We start from the raw sequence: 17,978 nt of genomic DNA, 5'->3' as shown, positions 1-17,978 counted from the left end.
TTGATTACTTTTTTTCCTCACTGTGTCTGTTTTTCCGTTTTTTCAAAACATAAACAGTTGGTCCGACCACCAAAGCCATGACAATAATAATAGGTAAATTACCAGCAATCAGCACGATTGTGCCTGAAAGAACGGATAAGAGCCAATTTATATTTACCACTAGTTGCTTTTTAACCTTCTGCCATGTATTTAATTCTTTATTATCTATATCAGGAACAAGCACATTCGTTTCTTCTAAAGTAATGGTGACTGTTGAGAGGGAAGTTTGGTTTTGCAAATAGTTCATTCTTCCAGTTAACTGCTCAATCTCCTCTTGAACTTTGGATAAGTCTGAAGAAATTTTTAATAAATCCTCTGTTTTCTCTGCTGATTCTAAGAAGCTAAGAAGTCTTGTTTCAACAGCTTTTTTTGACCTAAGTCTCGATTCTAAATCAACAAATTCCTCTGTAATATCCTGCCCTGTTACATGCCGGTTGGTTACTTCTGCAGCTGCGTTCTCCGCATTCTGTATAAAGGAAGAGAAATGTTCTTGTGGAATCCTAAAAACCATCATTCCACTTAATTGTTCATCACCGTACCTATTTGTAGTTGACTCAACAAGATACCCTCCATATGCAGTTGCTTTACGCTCAAGTTCTTTCTGTGTTTTTTCATAGTTTTTAACCTTTAACTGAATGTCAGCATTATAAATAACCATTCGCTCAGAGGTGGGAAGAGAGGTTTCAGAATCCATACCCTGTTTAGTACGATCTTGATTTAGTTCTTCTCCTACCCCATCCATAGAAGTTTTATTTTCTGTAAAACCAAATGAGGCTTCTGTATTTTCAACAGCCTGATCTAAAGCCATCTCAGAGTTAGCATCTCCTGCTGAGCTATCTTTTGACTCCTCTTGCCCACTACAGCTAAATAGCACCAGACACGAGATAGTAAATATCAGAAATAACATTCCCTTTGTTCTCATTAACAGACACCCCTTTTCTATTTAATTAATTGGACGGGGAAATACATGGAAAAGTTACTTATGATAGCTACCGGTGGTCGTCTATATATAAAAAAACACGACCTTAATTGAGTAGGTCGTGTCTTCCTATATGTCAGGCTACTTTTGGTTACACTGTTTTCTCCAATTCATTTAATAACCGAATTACCCGCTTCTCAAGCATGTTCATTCCACTGCCACCGATTTGAAAATGACGAAGGTTACCTTCTCTATCAAATAAATAATAAGAAGGTACATATTGATTTTCAAAGCGATTCGCAAGGGGATGGTCATGATCATCAACATAAATTGGCTGAGTCATATCATAATCAGCTGCTACACTTTTAATTTCTTCAAGGTTAAGGTCCTCTTCAGATCTTGGCATATGAACTCCAATGACATTTAGCCTACCTTTATACTTATCCCGGAATTCATTTACCTGTGGAAATGCTTTTTTACATAGGTGACAGCTAATAGACCAAAAATGAATTAGAGTCGGAATTTCCCCAACAAGGTCCTCTCTCGATACTTCACCATTAAGCCACTCTTTGGCTTGTGATAGTTCTGGAATTGGCTCACGCAATTTCATTTTGTACACCTCATCAAAATAATCCTAAGAAGAAATTTTAAAGTTATTCCTTCCCCTTATATTCAATATATCTTGTCAGTAGAGATATAGCTGTTTCAATTGCACGCTCATCAGGGGTCAGCTTCGAATGATGTAGACCATATTCCGAACCGACTCCCAGCCAAAACATTAACCCAGGGATTTCTTTTAACATGTAGCCAAAGTCTTCACCGGTCATTGCCTCTTTACATTCGACTAAATTGATTCCGTCTAGATTGGCAACAAACTGCATAAATTCCTTTGTTAGATTGGGTTCATTGAACACTTGATGGTACATCGCCCCATAATCAATTTTGGCTTTACATTCATAGCCAACTTCAATTCCATTAACGATTGATTCAAGCCGTTTTTTTACTTTCGCCATAGACTCTGGGGAAAGTGTCCGGATTGTGCCCTCTATCCTCGCATTCTCCGCGATAATATTCTGCACAGTTCCTCCTGTAATCTTCCCTACGGTTACAACGGCACTATCAAGAGGGTCAACATTCCTTGCAACAATCGTTTGTAGCTGTGTAACGAGGCTGCAAGCAGCTACAATCATATCATTTGTTAGATGAGGATAAGCGGCATGGCCACCTTTCCCCTTTAAGTCTATATATAGTTCAGAGGTATTCGCAAACAATAAACCTTCTTTCGTTGCGACGGAACCTACTGGGTACTCAGGAGCAATATGTAAAGCTAAAACGAGATCAGGTTTCCATTCATCCATTATATCGGTACGTAGCATTGGTTCCGCACCACCTGGACCTTCTTCAGCAGGCTGAAACATAAAAACAAGGTCATCTATTACAGGGTGTTGGGTAAAATGCGTAATTAAACCTAGAGCAATGCTCATATGAAAATCATGCCCACAGGCATGCATTTGGCCCACATGCTCTGATTTAAATTCATAACCCGTCTCTTCCGTTATGGGTAATCCGTCCATATCCGCACGATAGCCAATTGTTTTACGTGGGGCTTGTCCCTTGATTTTTACAAAAATTCCTGTCTTCCAGGTTCTAATTTCAAGATTATTTTGAGGCAAATTCTTTAGATAATCTAGCAAAAACTTTTGTGTTTTGAATTCTTGGAAGCCAAGCTCCGGGATTTTATGGAGATCCCTTCTGACTTGTATAAATGTTTCCATGGTTATAATCCCCCTTATAAAATAGCAAGAAAGCGCGGAGGTTATCCACGCTTTGCTAAAGGTACTATAATTGTCTAAGCTCTTGCTTGATTTCAGTCTTAGATTTTGTCTTTTCATCAATTTCTTTGATTACACGTGCTGGCGTTCCTGCCACAACAGTATATGGCGGAACATCGTCAATTACGATTGCACCTGCAGCTACAACCGCTCCTTTTCCGACCGTTACTCCCTCAAGAACAACGGCGTTTGCACCGATAACAACCTCGTCCTCTACGATAACTGGCTTCGCAGACGGTGGCTCGATTACCCCAGCCAAAACTGTTCCTGCACCAATATGACAGTTCTTTCCTACAGTTGCACGACCACCAAGGACTACATTCATATCAATCATCGTGCCTTCTCCGATAACAGCCCCAATATTAATGGATGCCCCCATCATGATAACTGCGTTGTCACCAATTTCTACTTGGTCGCGGATGATTGCACCTGGCTCGATGCGTGCCTTAATATTCTTCATATCTAATAATGGAATAGCTGAATTTCTGCGATCATTTTCAACCACATAATCTTCAACTTTTCCTTCATTTGCTTCAATTACTGCTTGTATTTCAGACCATTCTCCAAAAACTACCCCTGTATTTCCAGTTATAAATGTTTTAGAGCTTGTCCCAAAGTCTAATCCCTCTAGGTCACCTTTCAGATAAACCTTAACAGGTGTAGATTTTTTACTATTTTGAATAAAAGAAATAATTTCATTTGCATCCATCATTTTCATGTTATCCCCTCCAACAATATGTATTTTTCACTGTAAATTACTTTACCAAACAAAGGTAGTTAAAACAAGAAATAGACCATTATAATTTAAAATTATCAATATTCTCCTTTATGACTTCAATAAAGGCTTTAACCTGTTTGAGCTGAAAAGCAGATTCATATCCTATTAACCACGTATCCCTTTTAAGTGGTGTCCCTGACTCATCAAGTAGAGGGATTTTAAAAATGGTTTCACCAACGCCATTTAGGGTGATCTCTGGCAGTATGGCGTACCCAATTCCATTAATGGTCATCTGCTTACAGGTTTCAATCTGGTCAACGATAATTGTCCGTTTAGGAGCTGTTTGATAGTTACGCATCCACCAGTCCTGTATTTCTTGATAGTAATTAGAATCACTTTTAAATTGTATGAAAGGCCGATCGGTTTCTAGCACTTGTTCTGATCGAGAAATGACGGTATCTACAAGATATAAACCATCCTCAAACAAATGCATTTTCACACCCTTCCAATCGGGTGTACCTCTAACAATACCGATATGTGCTTGGTCTTCATAAAGCGATTTAGATATTTCACTACTCCACCCTGTCACCAAGGAAATTTTGGCTTGTGGATGCTTTTGAACAAATTTTTTCAGAACCTGCGGAAGCCAATTTTGCCCTACAATGGAGGCTACCGCAATTTTAAGCGTCCCATAAACCTCTGAATCTAGGGCTGAAATAGTCTCGCGAACCTTTTCTTCCTTTACCAACATCTCATTAGCAAACTGAATGACCAACTCACCCGCTGGTGTTAAGGAAAGACCTTTTTGTGATCGAATAAATAATTTTGTTCCCCACTCTTTTTCTATCGTTTGCAATCGCTGTGATAAGGCCGGTTGTGAAACGAATAGGCGCTCGGCAGCCTTTCTCATATTCATCTCCTGAGCAAGGATTGAAAGTAGATGGACTTCTGACAAAGAAGACATGAACGCCTCTCCCTTTCTTTACTTATAACTTTATTGATAAATTAATTCTATAAAATAAACCTAGCCTTTTTTTGGCAACATAGCAACGAGCGCCATACTTATAACAGCAAAAAAAAGGACAACTAGATACACAGTATGCAACGATTCAGTCAATGTCCCTTGAAGAAGCAACTTCATATTATGAGACAATTGGCTACGTTCCGTCTCGCTTAAAAGAATATTGAGCGAGTCAAGTGATAGGTTATTTCCAAGCTCGCTATGCCCTGTTAAATTTGCCTTTATTGTGCTATTTAACACTCCTCCTAATAAGGCAGCTCCAATCGTATTACCAAGATTTCTCATAAACGAATTACTCGCAGTTGCAACGCCTCTTTGCGCCCAAGAGACAGTACTCTGAATTGAAACGATAAACGCTGTAGTTGTTAGGCCCATCCCTATTCCAATCACAAAAGACCCTATCGCAGCCCATAAGGGGCCGGCTTCTGGAGAAAGCGTCGCAAATAGGATACTTCCGAGAATCAAAGCCCCACCACCGATTAATGAAGTCGTGCGAAACCCGATTGTTAAGAGTAGCTTTCCAGATAACGTACTTGCAATTGGCCACCCTATCGACATTGCTGTTAGCGTAAATCCGGCAACAATTGGTGGTCTTTCCATCACACCTTGAACAAAAGCAGGCAAGAAACTAGAGATTCCAATTAAGATGATCCCGGTAGTAAGCGATGTGAGATTCGCAATAAGGATGGACTTCTCTCTCCAAACCGAAAAGGGCATCATTGGTTCAACCGCTTTGTTCTCGACATAAATAAACATGCCGAAAGAAAGTAGGCTAGTGAGTACAAGGCCAATAGCTAAAGAAGATGTCCAGGCAATGTTCACTCCGCCCTCTACCAAAAGAATCATTAGCGAACTAACCGCAATCGTTAATAATATGGCACCTTTATAGTCAATCTCATGTTTTTTCTTTTCAATTTTTTCATGTAAAAAGGTCATTATGCCCATTATGGCTAGAATCCCGAGCGGAAGGTTAATCCAGAAAACATACCTCCAGCTAACATACTCAACAAGTAAACCGCCAATTGCTGGCCCCGAAACAGCGGATATTCCCCACACACTTGATAAATAGCCTTGAATTTTTGCTCTTTCTTCCTTCGTGTAGATATCCCCTATAATCGTTGTAGCAACAGGTGTAACAGCTCCTGCACCAAACCCCTGAATCAATCGATAGGCAATTAACAGCTCCATCGAAGTGGCCAACCCGCATAAGATAGAGCCTATGAGGAAGATGCTAATACCGAAGATAAGGATTGGCTTTCTTCCAAATAGGTCCGCTAACTTACCGTAAATCAGGACTGTAACTGCATTCATCAAGAGGTAGGCAGAAAATACCCAACTATACATGGAGAAGCCACCGAGGTCCCCTACAATTTCCGGCATTGCTGTAGAAACAATTGTCGCCTCAATCGCTCCCATAAAGGTCGCCAACATAACAGAAATTAACACTAATGTTTTTTTCGTCTCCCGACGGTCCTTAGGCTGGAGAGACTTTGAAGCGTTCCCCATACAAAAATCCCCCTTTGAAAACGGAAACCCCCGTATCATAGTCGGGGGTTTTCATATTGATCTATTGGGCTTCATCTAGTTGTTTCAGAACAGCTCTTCTGGTTAAAATCCCTTCAAAGTATCCATTTTTATCTTCAACACAAAGAAAAGGATAGTCAACGAGGTAACTCAAGGTCGTTTGAAGAGTCTCATCAATATTGACTCTAGGAATCCTTTTGTTCATAATCTCCTCAACTTTTTTTTGTTCGAGTAATTCAAATTCTATTCTTTCTAGCCCTAAAATTGAATCCATAATAATTGGCGTACTAATCAACCCGTGTAGACGATATTGAGGGTCTAGTACAGGAATGGCCGTGTATCCACTCCTCGTTAAAACAAGCAATGCATGTTCGAGGCTGTTCCCAACCTGTACATGTGCTACCCTTTCAGAAGGAATTATTAGATCTTTTATGTACACTTGGAAAAGTCCTCCGCTTCGCAAACTAAACATTCTCGAAAACTCCCTGCCTTCGATTTCTATCCTCTACATTTTAACATAATTTTTCTTATCATGCTTTTATACAATTATTTTATCATGCAGAGAAACCTAACGATATTTATAAATCGAAGGTAGAGTTTTAGACAAAATGACACAAAAAAAGGACCCCTTAGAGGTCCTTTTTGTTATTGAATTAGATCAAATATTTCAATTGTAATCATATCAATATTATCAAACTGATATTTCTTTGGTTTCTCTTTTTCATTGTAAACCTCTAGCTCATACGTTTCCGTTTTTGGATGATATGTAACCTGGCATTTGCGCTCGCCGTTCACCTCAAAAAAACGTTGGGCAGGCTCACCATTAGCCGCTTGTTCTTGTAAGTTTTTTAACCTTGTAATAATACCTTGAAGCTGTGACATTCATTTCCTCTCCTTTCAGCAAAAACAATTCATTTATAACTAGGTTTCACCATAGACATGATTCTATCCATCTGAAATAAATTCTGAAAATTCCAGTCCTATTCCTTTACATGCCAATATTAACAGAATAAAATAATGACATGCATTGTACAAGCAAAAGGTACGGAAGGGGCGAAATTTGTTGAAAAAACCATTACGATTAACCGAAAACATTTACCTAATTGATGGTCATGACTTAGGTGTGGAAGAGCGCACAGGCGCTTATGTCCTAAAAGAACGTGATGTTACCCTTATTGAGACCTCCGCTAGCCCATCGATTCCATATATCCTCGAAGGACTAAAGAATCTAGGAATCGCACCCGAAGAAGTAAAATATGTAATTGTCACCCACATTCACTTAGATCATTCAGGAGGAGCAGGACTACTTCTTGAGTATTGCCCAAATGCTAAGGTCGTCGTTCATCCAAAGGGCGCACGTCACCTTGCAGATCCTTCAAAACTAATCGCTAGCGCAAAAGCTGTTTATCGTGAGAAATTCAACTCATTATTCGACCCGATTCTACCTATTGACGAAGGCCGTATCATAATTAAAAGTGCTCAAGAAACTTTAGAGATTGGTGAGAATTGTTTACTTACATTTTACGATTCGCCAGGCCACGCCAATCACCATTTTAGTATTTACCATCCTGGTGTAGCCGGGGTATTCATCGGAGATACAGCAGGTATATATTATCCGCAACTGAAACGGAAAGGAATCGAGTTTTACATCCCTTCCACTTCACCAAACCAATTTGACCCTGATAAAATGTTGCAATCTATAAACATATATAAAGAATTAAAGGCTGAACGACTCTTTTTTGGTCACTTTGGGATGACGGAAAACCCATCTGAGACTTTTAAACAGGTGGAAGGCTGGCTTCCTGTTTTCATCACCGAAGCGCAAAGTGCATTTAACGAAACCGATGATTTTGAGTCCCGTACGAGGCTGACTTCAAAGCGTTTATTTCAAAGGCTAAAAACGAACCTACTGGAAAGAGGAATCAAAGAAGATGACCCCATCCTTGAGATTCTGGCCCTTGACCTTGAAGTAAGCTCAATGGGACTAATAGATTATTTAACAAAGAAAAGTTCATAACGGAGGTACCACCTTATGTCTAAACCAACAATCTATACTCAGAACGACTGCCCTCCCTGTAAAATCGTTAAAATGTTTCTTAACGATAAGCAAATAGAATACGTAGAAAAAAACATTACGCAAGATCAGAAGGCTAGAGATGAGCTAACCAAAGTCTATGGAGCATTCTCCACCCCCACTGTCGTTGTTAATGATGAAGTCATCATCGGGTTTGATTTAGAGGGATTATCAAAAGCACTTAAGATTGGAGATTAAATTCAAAGAGGAGTCCCTGTATGAACAATAATGGGTTCTCTTTTGAGCTGCAAAAGGCAAAAAAGCAGGACATCCAAATTGGTTTGCCCTGCTTTTTTCGTTATTCCTATTGCATTCTGTGCCACTTAACAAGAATAGAGGGAATAATTCCGCTTATTTAGCAAATATCATTGAAATTAGCTTAAATAAGGGGAGAAATTCCCGCTATTAACTCGAAAAACGTGAAAAAGGGGGATTTTTATTTGAATAACTGGAAAATCTCCCCTTATATCCCCCTAAACGAGCTCCACTCTGCAATTAACCGGAAAATCTCCCCTTATTTTACTTTCGCTAGTTATTCAATTAAAAATATGTACTTGTTCTATCATCCTTCAAATTCAAAACCGCTTCAGGAATATTTTCATACCAAATTTTTATTACCTGTAATCCCTTCTCCGTCCTTTCCATTTCTACTGCTTGATAATGTCCCTCGTAAGTGACTGGGCCTTCCGTAACGGTAGGGAAAAATTCGACCACAAAAATCGAGCCATTATGATTTACAATTTTAGTTTTATTTGAATAAGTATAAAACGGTATATAATGAGGAGCAAAGTCTGAACCGTATGTTAAATACTGTCCACTTTCTACCGAAATATTTTCTTTTATAAAAAGGTGAATAAAGGACTCACTAAAATATGGTTCAAGGATTCGCTCAACTTCTTTTAGACTTCTTCCTTTCTCACTTAAAGATACTTGAGCCGTAAAGGCGGACTTTAAGAAATCAAACATTTCTCGTTCGTCTTGAATGGAACCTTCAGGTTGTTTTTTTTCTGCAGCGGTATTTTTAGTTGCAGTTTCATCCGTTCCTACATCCTGCACTTCTTTTTCTTTTGTGTCTTCATCCTGTATTTTGTTTTCATTTGTACCTTCAATCTGCAACCCTTTTTCTGAGTTCACTTGTAGAGGCAATACGATGATTAAGCTTATTATACAAAAAACAAAAATTTTTAATCGCTTGTCCATTCTTGTCCCCCCTGATCCCCATGAATAATTACAATTCTATCAATAGGACGAGGTAGTTTTAACTAAAATCGTTCGTAAAATACCTTCATGTTTTGACACTTTATGACTAAAAAACAGTAAAACTTTACATTGTGATATTCTTTCAAGTTAAGCCCCTTACGATAAGGGGCTTGGCGACCCTTATTTAAAATAAGCCTTCCCTCGCAAACAAGTAGGAAGATGAAAGGTCAATAAACAGAAATTCCTGAGAATTAATTGGAAGACAGAAAGTTCTAATGGCTACCGCTGTTTCAATATCATTGTACCGATCAGATAAAATCCCTTTTTTCTCATTTCTCATCTTAATAATATTCTCGAGAAAATAAGGTCGCCAACTCCAATTTTTTTCAACATATTCTGGTTGAATGATCCATTCATCTCTGGCTTTAAATAGATTAGGGGACTTTTGGAATCCGTCCTCATCACAGATATACATTCTAAAAGCCATCTCATCTAGTTCTTTAGCAAGGATTTCTAACAGCTGCGTATAGTCTTCAATCTTTCGATTACGGCTAAGCGTTTCCTGAACTTTTATTTCAAATTCCTCACGCAATGAAAATAAGTTTTCAATCCTTTTCTTTTCCGATAAGATAAATTCATGGCACTCTTGCTTTAGTCTTTCCTTCAATATCCGTCTGTCTAGAAATTCCGGCTGTGGCTCTTTAAGATAGAACCCTTGGTAATACCTGCCACCATTTCTCCATGCAAATTGAAGCTGAAAAACCGTTTCGATATTTTCAAACAAAAGGGCCGCCCCAATCTTCCGAGCCAACATTGAAAGTGAGAACAAAATATTTTGGTAAGCTGGTCCAGCAGCAGTTGATTTCATAACCTGAAGATCTACCTTGAGGATATCAGGTTCCAACTGACTAATCCGGTCCAAGTGACTACTGTCATTTCCCATCTTATCAATCGCAATTTTCATCCCATAGGTCCGATAATAACTAAGTAAATGACCCAAATCCTCAAGTTCTCCATCCGCATTCCGTTCACTAACCTCAAGAACTATTTGCTTTGGGGTTAATCCCTGTTCACCAAACGATAATATAAGTTGTAAAAGCTTTTCGTCTTCATCATGGATTAGTAACTCAGCATCACGATTAATAAAATATAGAATGTCCTTTTCTAGATGGACAGCCTTTTTAAACGCTTTATCTAGGACCGTCAAATCAACTTCAAGACGATATTCCTCCGGTATTTCCTTATCTTGAAAAAAAGGTCCTAGACTTATTGGACCATCCTCTGTTTGATATCTACCGAGAATTTCATAAGCAACAATTCGGTGTTCATCCGCGCTAAAAATCGGCTGAAAGAACGGAATTACATTCTCTAAATCGGTCAGAATGTCTAATGCATCCATAAATACATCTCCCTAGATTTTCCATTTAAGACAGACCCCTGTCAATAAAGGCTTCACTCTCTTTTTTCATTATTTTAACACTTTCCTCCTCTTCTCTCCATTCAACGATTCAATAAAACCTAGTTAACTACTTCTTTTTTGGTGAAATTTCTGATAGTATTAAGGGATATTTTAAATAGGTTGGTAATATGATATGCCAAAAAATCTAACTAGGCGATCGTTTATTAAGCGTATGTTTGGAGGAGTACTTGTATTAGGTGGCATCAGTACAGGGGGATACTATTATGCACATGAGATTGAACCCCATATGCTTGATATCACACTTCATGATTTCCCGAGCCCTTTACTCCCCCAAGAATTTAATGGTTTTAAAATTGTACAATTTAGCGACACTCATCTTGGATTCCAATACAATCTCGAACAGTTTCAAAAGTTAATAAAAAAAATAAATGGATTAGAACCAGACATGATTGTTTTTACGGGGGACTTAATGGATAACCCCAATGAATTTAAAGAAACCCAGCAAATTATTCAAGCTTTAACCAAGTTACGAGCTCCATTTGGCAAGTTCGCTGTCTATGGGAATCATGATCATGGAGGGTACGGATCGGATATTTATCGAAGGATTATCCAAGAGGCTGGAATTACACTTCTTGTTAATGAAGCAAGGACGGTTACTTTACTGAATGGTAGTTCCATTCACATTGCTGGTGTCGATGATTCCATGCTCGGTCATCCTAATATTGAATCCGCCCTTAGTGGGCTTCCTGAAAATTCTTATACTATCCTGCTTTCTCACGCCCCAGATTTTGCCAGTGTGGCCTCAAACTACAATATCCAATTACAACTAAGTGGTCATAGCCATGGGGGGCAAATTCAGATTCCTTTTTGGGGTCCAGTTGTTACCCCACCTCATGGTGAAAAATATCCAGAAGGTTTTTATCAACTGGGCCATAATCAGGGGTTAACACTTTATGTGAACCGTGGCTTAGGTACCACGAGATTGCCTTTTAGATTTTTATCGAAACCGGAGCTAACCTTGTTTACTCTTACTAGCGAAGGGGTAGAAACAAGGGATGATAGGCGTTAATTCCCAACTTGAATGTATTCACCAATCACTTTTAACACTACATTCAAGTTGGTTTCCTAGCTTTCTGTTTTTTTCTACTATAATTAAGGGTATAATATATATATAACGTTGTTTTTAGAGAAAGGAGCCTTTAAATTGAAAAGCGACAGGCAACAGTATTCCCCGTTAAGTCCAACTATAGAAAACCTCTCTCAGGCAATCTACATTGTCAACCGTCATGCAAAGACTGCTCCAAACCCAAAATTCTTATATCACCTTAAGCATGAAGCGCTTATGAAACTATTAAGAGAAGGGAAAGCGAATAAAGTTGGCCTGCATTTTTCCCAAAATCCTAGATTGAGTCAGCAACAATCAGATGTACTTGTGGCTTGTGGGAAATATTCATTCCATATCCCGCCTACCAAGAGTGACTTCGAGGCCCTTCCCCACCTAGGAAAATTGAATAGTTCGGTTCGAAACCCTAAGTCAACTCTTTCCCTAACACAGGCGAAAAAACTCCTCCTTACATACACAGGACTAAAGGATGATCACCCACAGCCGGCAAACAAGAAAAAGACTTACCAAAAACCTGTCTTTAAGAAACTTGGGGAAAGCTATTTTTAAACGTGGGCAACAATGATAACGATAGTAAACTAGGCTTAGTACACGCCTGGTTTTTTTATTTACCATTGCAAGTGGAACACATGGTAAAATGAGCACAAAAGTTTATAATCAATCCAAATTGGACTCATTGTTTTGCGATTACTGATAAAGGAGTTAGAGAACTTGGAGCATTTAATCAATAAAAAAGTAAAAGATATTGAAATATCAGGCATTCGAAAATTTTTCAATTTGGTCGCTGGTGTTGAAGGGATGATTTCCCTAACGATTGGCCAACCTGATTTTCCCACTCCTAAACACGTTAAAGAAGCGGGGAAACTTGCCATTGACCAAAATCAGACAACCTATACTCATAACGCTGGATATATTGAGTTAAGAGAAGCAGCAGCAAATTTCTACAAAGAAAAATATCATTTATCTTATTCACCAGAATCTGAAATTATTGTTACCACTGGAGCAAGTGAAGCCATTGACATCGTATTCAGGTCCATCCTTGAACAAGAAGTGGAAGTCATTTTACCAGGGCCTGTTTACCCGGGATATGAACCAATTATTAAACTATGTGGCGCTAAACCAGTATATGTGGATATTAGAGAGAACGATTTCCGCTTTACAGCCGACCTTATTGAACAGCACATTACAGAAAAAACAAGATGTATTGTCCTTCCCTATCCTTCAAACCCAACTGGGGTAAGCCTCGGGCAAAAAGAACTAGAGGAAATTGCTGACCTTGTTAGAGGTAAGGATATCTTTATTCTCGCAGATGAGATTTATAGTGAGCTTTCATATGAAAATCCTCATATTTCGATTGCAAGTTTTCTTCCTGAACAGACAATAGTGATTAATGGGTTATCTAAGTCCCATTCCATGACAGGTTGGCGAATTGGTTTATTATTTGCGCCAGAGGCCATATCAAAGCATCTATTAAAAGTTCACCAATACAACGTTACCTGTGCTACATCTATTTCGCAGGCTGCAGCTATTGCTGCATTGACTACAGGAAAAAACGATGCAGATGTGATGAAAGCTGAATATGTGAAGCGCAGGGATTATGTTTATACTCGGTTGACCAATATGGGGCTTGAGGTGATTAAACCAGATGGTGCTTTTTACTTTTTTGTAAAAATTCCTGACCACGAGACCTCTTCTTTTGACTTTGCTCTAGACCTAGTTGAGAAAGCAAAGGTTGCAGTCGTACCAGGTAGTGCTTTTTCTGACTTCGGAGAAGGCTATTTCCGCCTTTCATACGCCTATTCATTGGAGATGCTCACTGAAGGATTAAACCGCTTAGAGGCTTATCTGAGTCAATATGGGGGTCTTCGATAATTATCTTTTCCCTATGAACTAAAGCGCAAGCGCCCTGGTCAGCGGCGTATGGCCTGGAGCGCTGGAGCTGGATACCAAAAACGAGTACAATTATCCACACCCCATAACCTTTTATAATTACCTAGACGACAAAAAAATCGTTCCCCGAAAGGAACGATTTTTTTATTACCCTTGTTGCCATAATTTATACAAAGCTTGTGTTCCCAAATCGCTTAAACCTTCATCAGCCAATTTTTTATACAGTGATTGCGCCAACGACAGGCCTGGAAGGTCCAATCCCATTTTCTCTGCTTCCTCAAGCGCAATCCCCATGTCTTTAATAAAATGTTTAATCATGAATCCTGGTTCGAAATCGCCGCCAATCACTCTTGGTGCAAGATTAGACAAAGACCAGCTCCCAGCGGCACCGGTTGTAATGGTTTTTAATACATTTTCTGGATTCAACCCAGCCTTTTCCGCATAAACGATTGATTCCATTACACCGAGCATATTAGAGGCAATTGCGATTTGATTGCACATTTTTGTATGCTGTCCAGCACCGGCTTTTCCTTGCAAGATGATATTTGATCCCATCACCTGTAAAATAGGTTCAACCTGCTTAAAAGCTGCTTCATCTCCTCCAACCATGATGGCTAATCTGGCTTCCCGTGCTCCGATATCTCCGCCTGATACTGGAGCGTCTAAAGCAGATATGCCTTTTTTACTCGCCTCTTGGTGAATTTTTTCTGCCAGGCTAGGCGTCGAGGTTGTCATATCAATGACATATGTATTTTCACGGCCGTTCGTGACAAGTCCATCCTTTCCGAGATAGACTTCTTCGACATCTGTGGGATACCCCACAATAGTTATAATAACATTTGCTTTCTCAGCAATTTCTTTCGGAGTGGAAGCCCACCCCGCCCCCAGGTCTAGCAATTCCTTAGCTTTCTCCTTGGTCCTAGTATAGACGTATAGCGGATAGCCAGCCTTCAATAAATGACCCGCCATACTTTTCCCCATCACGCCAGTTCCAATAAAACCAATGATTGTATTTTCTTTTGTCAGCATTTCATACCCTCCCACGCGATTACTAATTTAAATTGATTTTACCAATCCACCATCTACAAGAAAGGAACTCCCTGTCATATAAGAGTTGGCGTCAGATGCCAGAAAAGCCACTACTTTGGCAAACTCTTCTGGTTGTCCATATCTTTTTAACGGAATTTTGTTTATTGCATTTTGTTCTAGTTCTTCTTGGCTGACCCCGAGTTTTTCGGCATTATACTGATTAAGATGTTTCAATCTATCGGTTGCTATATTGCCAGGAGCAACCGTATTAATCATCACATTATAAGGGGCAAGCTCCTGAGAAAGAGTCTTTGTTAATCCAACCATCCCTGTTCTAAACGTATTTGATAAGATTAATCCCGGGATAGGTTCCTTTATGGAGGAGGAAGCTATATTAATAATTTTACCTCCATTCACTTTTAAGAAAGGAAGTGCCTCGCGAATTAACCTGATATAGGATAAGAGGTTTAATTCGAAGGAATCTAACCAATCCTGGTCAGAGAGTACTTCAAATGAACCTGCTGGAGGTCCTCCTGCATTATTGATTAAAATATCTATCCTTCCAAATTTCTCAACAGCCCTGCTCATCAAACCTTTAATGTCTTCAGGTTTCGTAATATCGGTTTGTTTATAGGCAACTTCGCCATACGCTTGTAGCTCGGTTGCAACTTTTTTAAGTTTACTTTCGTCTCTACCAGATATTACTACATTCGCCCCTTCTTGTAGGAGCACTTCGGCAATAGCTCGCCCCAACCCCTGACTAGATGCAGCAACCACCGCCGTCTTCCCTGTAAGTTGTAAATCCATGCAATCCCCCTCCTAAACATCATTAGTATAATTATAAAGCACCCTTAATCAGAAAACATTTAATTTAGAGAATTTATATTAAACAAAAAAAGACCGGTTGTCAGAGACAACCGGCCAAGTCTGGGGGAAAATGAGAATGATTAGCTTACCTTTAGTTTTACCAAAGTGCTTACTTATTTATACCCGCAAACATAAAAATAAAACAAATATAATGTTACATTTTAATTACAGTGATGTTACAGACTTAACAGCCTCGATAACTTCTTCAGTTGTACCCATTTCAATAACCTTCATAGCTAAGTCTTCCATATCCGCTTTTGTAAGGCCCCTAATTTGGGAGCGTGCTTTTAGGATCGAAGAAGCGCTCATTGAGAATTCGTCTAATCCCAATCCTAAAAGTATCGGGATGGCAATTTCGTCTCCAGCCATTTCTCCACACATACCTGCCCATTTTCCTTCTCTATGAGCAGCGTCTATGACCATTTTAACGAGGCGAAGAATCGATGGATTATAAGGCTGATATAGGTAAGAAACCTGTTGATTCATTCGATCTGCAGCCATTGTATATTGAATTAAGTCATTGGTACCGATGCTAAAGAAATCTACCTCTTTAGCGAATTGATCAGCAATGATTGCAGTTGATGGTATTTCAACCATAATTCCTAATTCTATTTTCTCTGCAACCTTAATGCCTTCACTGTCTAGCTTTTGTTTTTCTTCTTCAAGGATGGCTTTTGCCTCTCTAAACTCACTCAAAGTGGCAATCATCGGAAACATGACTTTTAAATTTCCATATACACTAGCTCGGAGTAATGCCCGAAGTTGCGTGCGGAAAATTTCCTGCTCTTCGAGACATAAACGAATAGCTCTAAATCCTAAGAAAGGGTTCATCTCTTTAGGGAGATTCAGATAAGGTAGTTCCTTATCTCCTCCAATATCAAGAGTTCGGACGACAACAGGCTTGCCTTCCATTCCTTCAAGAACCGCTTTATAAGCCGTAAACTGTTCTTCTTCAGTTGGAAGCTGGTCACGGTCCATATAAAGAAATTCTGTACGATAAAGGCCAACAGCTTCTCCACCATTTTCAACTACACCTTTAAGGTCCTTGGGAGTCCCTATATTAGCTGCAAGTTCTACATGGTGATTATCCGCTGTGATTGTTTTTTCATGAACGAGCTTAGCCCACTCTTCTTTTTGTTTAGCGAAATCCTCTTGTTGCTTCTTATATTCCTCGAGCCTTTCAGGTGTCGGATTAATATGAACCTCGCCTTTTAATCCATCTATCACCACAAGGTCGCCATTCGTAATTTCTTCAGTGGCTGTCTTCGTTCCAACTACAGCTGGAATTTCCATTGAACGTGCCATGATGGCAGAATGTGAGGTTCTACCACCGATATCAGTCGTGAAGCCTAAAACGAAATTTCGGTTTAACTGTGCAGTATCAGACGGTGTTAAATCCTCTGCAACAATAATAACTTCTTCCTGTATCATACTTGGGTTAGGAATTTGTATAGCCAGTAGATGAGCTAGAACACGCTTGGTAACATCACGGATGTCAGCAGCCCGCTCTTTCATATACTCATTATCCATTGATTCAAACATCGAAATAAACATGTCCGCGGTTTCCTTAAGAGCATGTTCAGCATTTACCTGTTCGGTCTTTATTTTATCCTCTATTGGTGAAATGAGTTCTGGATCACTTAATACAAGTAAATGTGCTTCAAAAATTGCTGCTTTATCTGCACCTAAATCTTTTTCAGCACGGTCACGTATTTGCTCTAGTTCACCTTTTGCAGTGTTAAGGGCATCTTGAAAGCGAACTACTTCCGTCTCTGGAGAGTCGACTGATTTTTTTTCAAAAGAAAAGTCCGGTTCAACCAGGCGGTACGCCTTCGCAATAGCAATACCGTTTGAAGCAGCTATACCACGAAGAAAGCTCATTATTCAGCTAACCCTTCTCTTTTTAGTGTTTCTTCGATTGTGTTTAAAGCGTCACTTTCATCACTACCCTCAGTAATGATTGTAATTTCTGCTCCTTGGCCAATCCCTAGTGACATAACACCCATAATGGATTTTAAATTAACTTTCTTTTCCTTGTATTGAAGATGAATTTCACAATCAAATTTGCTTGCTGCTTGTACCAAAAGTGTTGCTGGGCGAGCATGAATACCTGTTTCTGCAATAACTTTAAAGCTTTTTTCCATAAGAAATCAAACTCCTTTTACAAAATATATAGGTGAAATACATGATGCTCATATTCCCGTAGTCAAACTCAGGCTATCTTTAAAGATTAGTTGTAGTTTACCCAAATCGACAATCAAATCACACCATATATATTTCCAATCGTTTCCTGAAAGATTTATATAAATTACAATCAATACC

At 39.2% G+C, this 17,978-nt stretch carries 19 protein-coding genes; 5 read left to right on the top strand and 14 right to left on the bottom strand.

What is annotated here, in order from left to right; genetic code table 11:
* Nucleotides 1–4 precede the first annotated feature (4 nt).
* From LG336_RS04350 to LG336_RS04315, 8 genes are all read right to left on the bottom strand, one after another.
* Entirely contained in the window at nt 5–961 is a 957-nt protein-coding gene (locus LG336_RS04350) for a DUF4349 domain-containing protein (RefSeq protein ID WP_404331336.1), read from the bottom strand.
* 148 nt (nt 962–1,109) lie between these two features.
* Nucleotides 1,110–1,568 (bottom strand): TlpA family protein disulfide reductase, encoded by a 459-nt coding sequence (locus tag LG336_RS04345; protein ID WP_404331335.1) that lies wholly within the window; start codon nt 1,566–1,568, stop codon nt 1,110–1,112.
* A gap of 43 nt (nt 1,569–1,611) precedes the next feature.
* Nucleotides 1,612–2,733, bottom strand: coding sequence for an N-acetyldiaminopimelate deacetylase (locus LG336_RS04340; RefSeq protein WP_404331334.1), 1,122 nt, complete (start codon nt 2,731–2,733; stop codon nt 1,612–1,614).
* A 64-nt stretch (nt 2,734–2,797) separates the two neighbouring features.
* Complete coding sequence (dapD, locus tag LG336_RS04335) at nt 2,798–3,508, bottom strand: 2,3,4,5-tetrahydropyridine-2,6-dicarboxylate N-acetyltransferase (RefSeq protein ID WP_404331333.1); 711 nt, start codon at nt 3,506–3,508, stop codon at nt 2,798–2,800.
* A gap of 79 nt (nt 3,509–3,587) precedes the next feature.
* Complete coding sequence (locus tag LG336_RS04330; protein ID WP_404331332.1) at nt 3,588–4,472, bottom strand: LysR family transcriptional regulator; 885 nt, start codon at nt 4,470–4,472, stop codon at nt 3,588–3,590.
* Between the two features lie 60 nt (nt 4,473–4,532).
* Entirely contained in the window at nt 4,533–6,035 is a 1,503-nt protein-coding gene (locus LG336_RS04325; protein ID WP_404331331.1) for an MDR family MFS transporter, read from the bottom strand.
* Between the two features lie 61 nt (nt 6,036–6,096).
* Nucleotides 6,097–6,525, bottom strand: coding sequence for a cyclic-di-AMP-binding protein CbpB (gene cbpB / locus LG336_RS04320; RefSeq protein WP_404331330.1), 429 nt, complete (start codon nt 6,523–6,525; stop codon nt 6,097–6,099).
* 173 nt (nt 6,526–6,698) lie between these two features.
* Complete coding sequence (locus LG336_RS04315) at nt 6,699–6,935, bottom strand: YkuJ family protein (protein ID WP_090747719.1); 237 nt, start codon at nt 6,933–6,935, stop codon at nt 6,699–6,701.
* 181 nt (nt 6,936–7,116) lie between these two features.
* On the opposite strand from LG336_RS04315, the gene LG336_RS04310 reads away from it, so the two are divergent.
* Both LG336_RS04310 and LG336_RS04305 read left to right on the top strand, forming a co-directional pair.
* A complete protein-coding gene (locus LG336_RS04310) occupies nt 7,117–8,070 on the top strand; it encodes an MBL fold metallo-hydrolase (protein ID WP_404331329.1) in 954 nt (317 codons plus the stop codon).
* A gap of 15 nt (nt 8,071–8,085) precedes the next feature.
* Nucleotides 8,086–8,325, top strand: a complete 240-nt coding sequence (locus LG336_RS04305; protein WP_404331328.1) for a glutaredoxin family protein — start codon at nt 8,086–8,088, stop codon at nt 8,323–8,325.
* A gap of 342 nt (nt 8,326–8,667) precedes the next feature.
* Here the strand turns inward: LG336_RS04305 and LG336_RS04300 are convergent, their stop codons facing one another.
* Together LG336_RS04300 and LG336_RS04295 are read right to left on the bottom strand one after the other, a co-directional pair.
* Nucleotides 8,668–9,327, bottom strand: a complete 660-nt coding sequence (locus LG336_RS04300) for a DUF3993 domain-containing protein (RefSeq protein ID WP_404331327.1) — start codon at nt 9,325–9,327, stop codon at nt 8,668–8,670.
* Nucleotides 9,328–9,511: 184 nt separating this feature from the next.
* Entirely contained in the window at nt 9,512–10,726 is a 1,215-nt protein-coding gene (locus LG336_RS04295) for an EAL-associated domain-containing protein (RefSeq protein WP_404331326.1), read from the bottom strand.
* 193 nt (nt 10,727–10,919) lie between these two features.
* Here LG336_RS04295 and LG336_RS04290 point away from each other — a divergent pair, with 193 nt between their 5' ends.
* The 3 genes from LG336_RS04290 to LG336_RS04280 all read left to right on the top strand — a co-directional run bounded on the left by LG336_RS04290 (nt 10,920) and on the right by LG336_RS04280 (nt 13,742).
* Nucleotides 10,920–11,816 carry a metallophosphoesterase gene (locus LG336_RS04290; RefSeq protein ID WP_404331325.1) on the top strand — a complete coding sequence of 299 codons (897 nt, stop codon included), beginning with the start codon at nt 10,920–10,922 and terminating at the stop codon, nt 11,814–11,816.
* A 135-nt stretch (nt 11,817–11,951) separates the two neighbouring features.
* Nucleotides 11,952–12,419: a YkyB family protein gene (locus LG336_RS04285; protein WP_404331324.1), complete on the top strand. Its 468-nt coding sequence runs from the start codon at nt 11,952–11,954 to the stop codon at nt 12,417–12,419.
* A 162-nt stretch (nt 12,420–12,581) separates the two neighbouring features.
* On the top strand, nt 12,582–13,742 hold the full coding sequence (locus LG336_RS04280) for an aminotransferase A (protein ID WP_404331323.1): 1,161 nt from the start codon (nt 12,582–12,584) through the stop codon (nt 13,740–13,742).
* Nucleotides 13,743–13,907: 165 nt separating this feature from the next.
* Here LG336_RS04280 and LG336_RS04275 read toward each other — a convergent pair whose 3' ends face one another.
* From LG336_RS04275 to LG336_RS04260, 4 genes are all read right to left on the bottom strand, one after another.
* Nucleotides 13,908–14,789 carry an NAD(P)-dependent oxidoreductase gene (locus tag LG336_RS04275; RefSeq protein WP_404331322.1) on the bottom strand — a complete coding sequence of 294 codons (882 nt, stop codon included), beginning with the start codon at nt 14,787–14,789 and terminating at the stop codon, nt 13,908–13,910.
* Between the two features lie 27 nt (nt 14,790–14,816).
* The gene (locus tag LG336_RS04270; protein WP_404331321.1) at nt 14,817–15,596 is read right to left on the bottom strand and encodes an SDR family oxidoreductase; all 780 of its coding nucleotides are present in this window, start codon (nt 15,594–15,596) and stop codon (nt 14,817–14,819) included.
* A 225-nt stretch (nt 15,597–15,821) separates the two neighbouring features.
* The gene (ptsP, locus tag LG336_RS04265) at nt 15,822–17,537 is read right to left on the bottom strand and encodes a phosphoenolpyruvate--protein phosphotransferase (protein ID WP_404331320.1); all 1,716 of its coding nucleotides are present in this window, start codon (nt 17,535–17,537) and stop codon (nt 15,822–15,824) included.
* Complete coding sequence (locus LG336_RS04260; RefSeq protein ID WP_404331319.1) at nt 17,537–17,800, bottom strand: phosphocarrier protein HPr; 264 nt, start codon at nt 17,798–17,800, stop codon at nt 17,537–17,539. The genes ptsP and LG336_RS04260 overlap by 1 nt, the downstream gene beginning before the upstream one ends.
* Nucleotides 17,801–17,978: the final 178 nt, after the last annotated feature.

The sequence above is a fragment of the Mesobacillus maritimus genome (assembly GCF_044803185.1).
In the GTDB taxonomy this organism is placed as follows: Bacteria; Bacillota; Bacilli; order Bacillales; family Cytobacillaceae; genus Mesobacillus_B; species Mesobacillus_B maritimus_B.
Note: the sequence above shows the minus strand (reverse complement) of the source record. Positions and strands in the feature narration are given on the sequence as shown.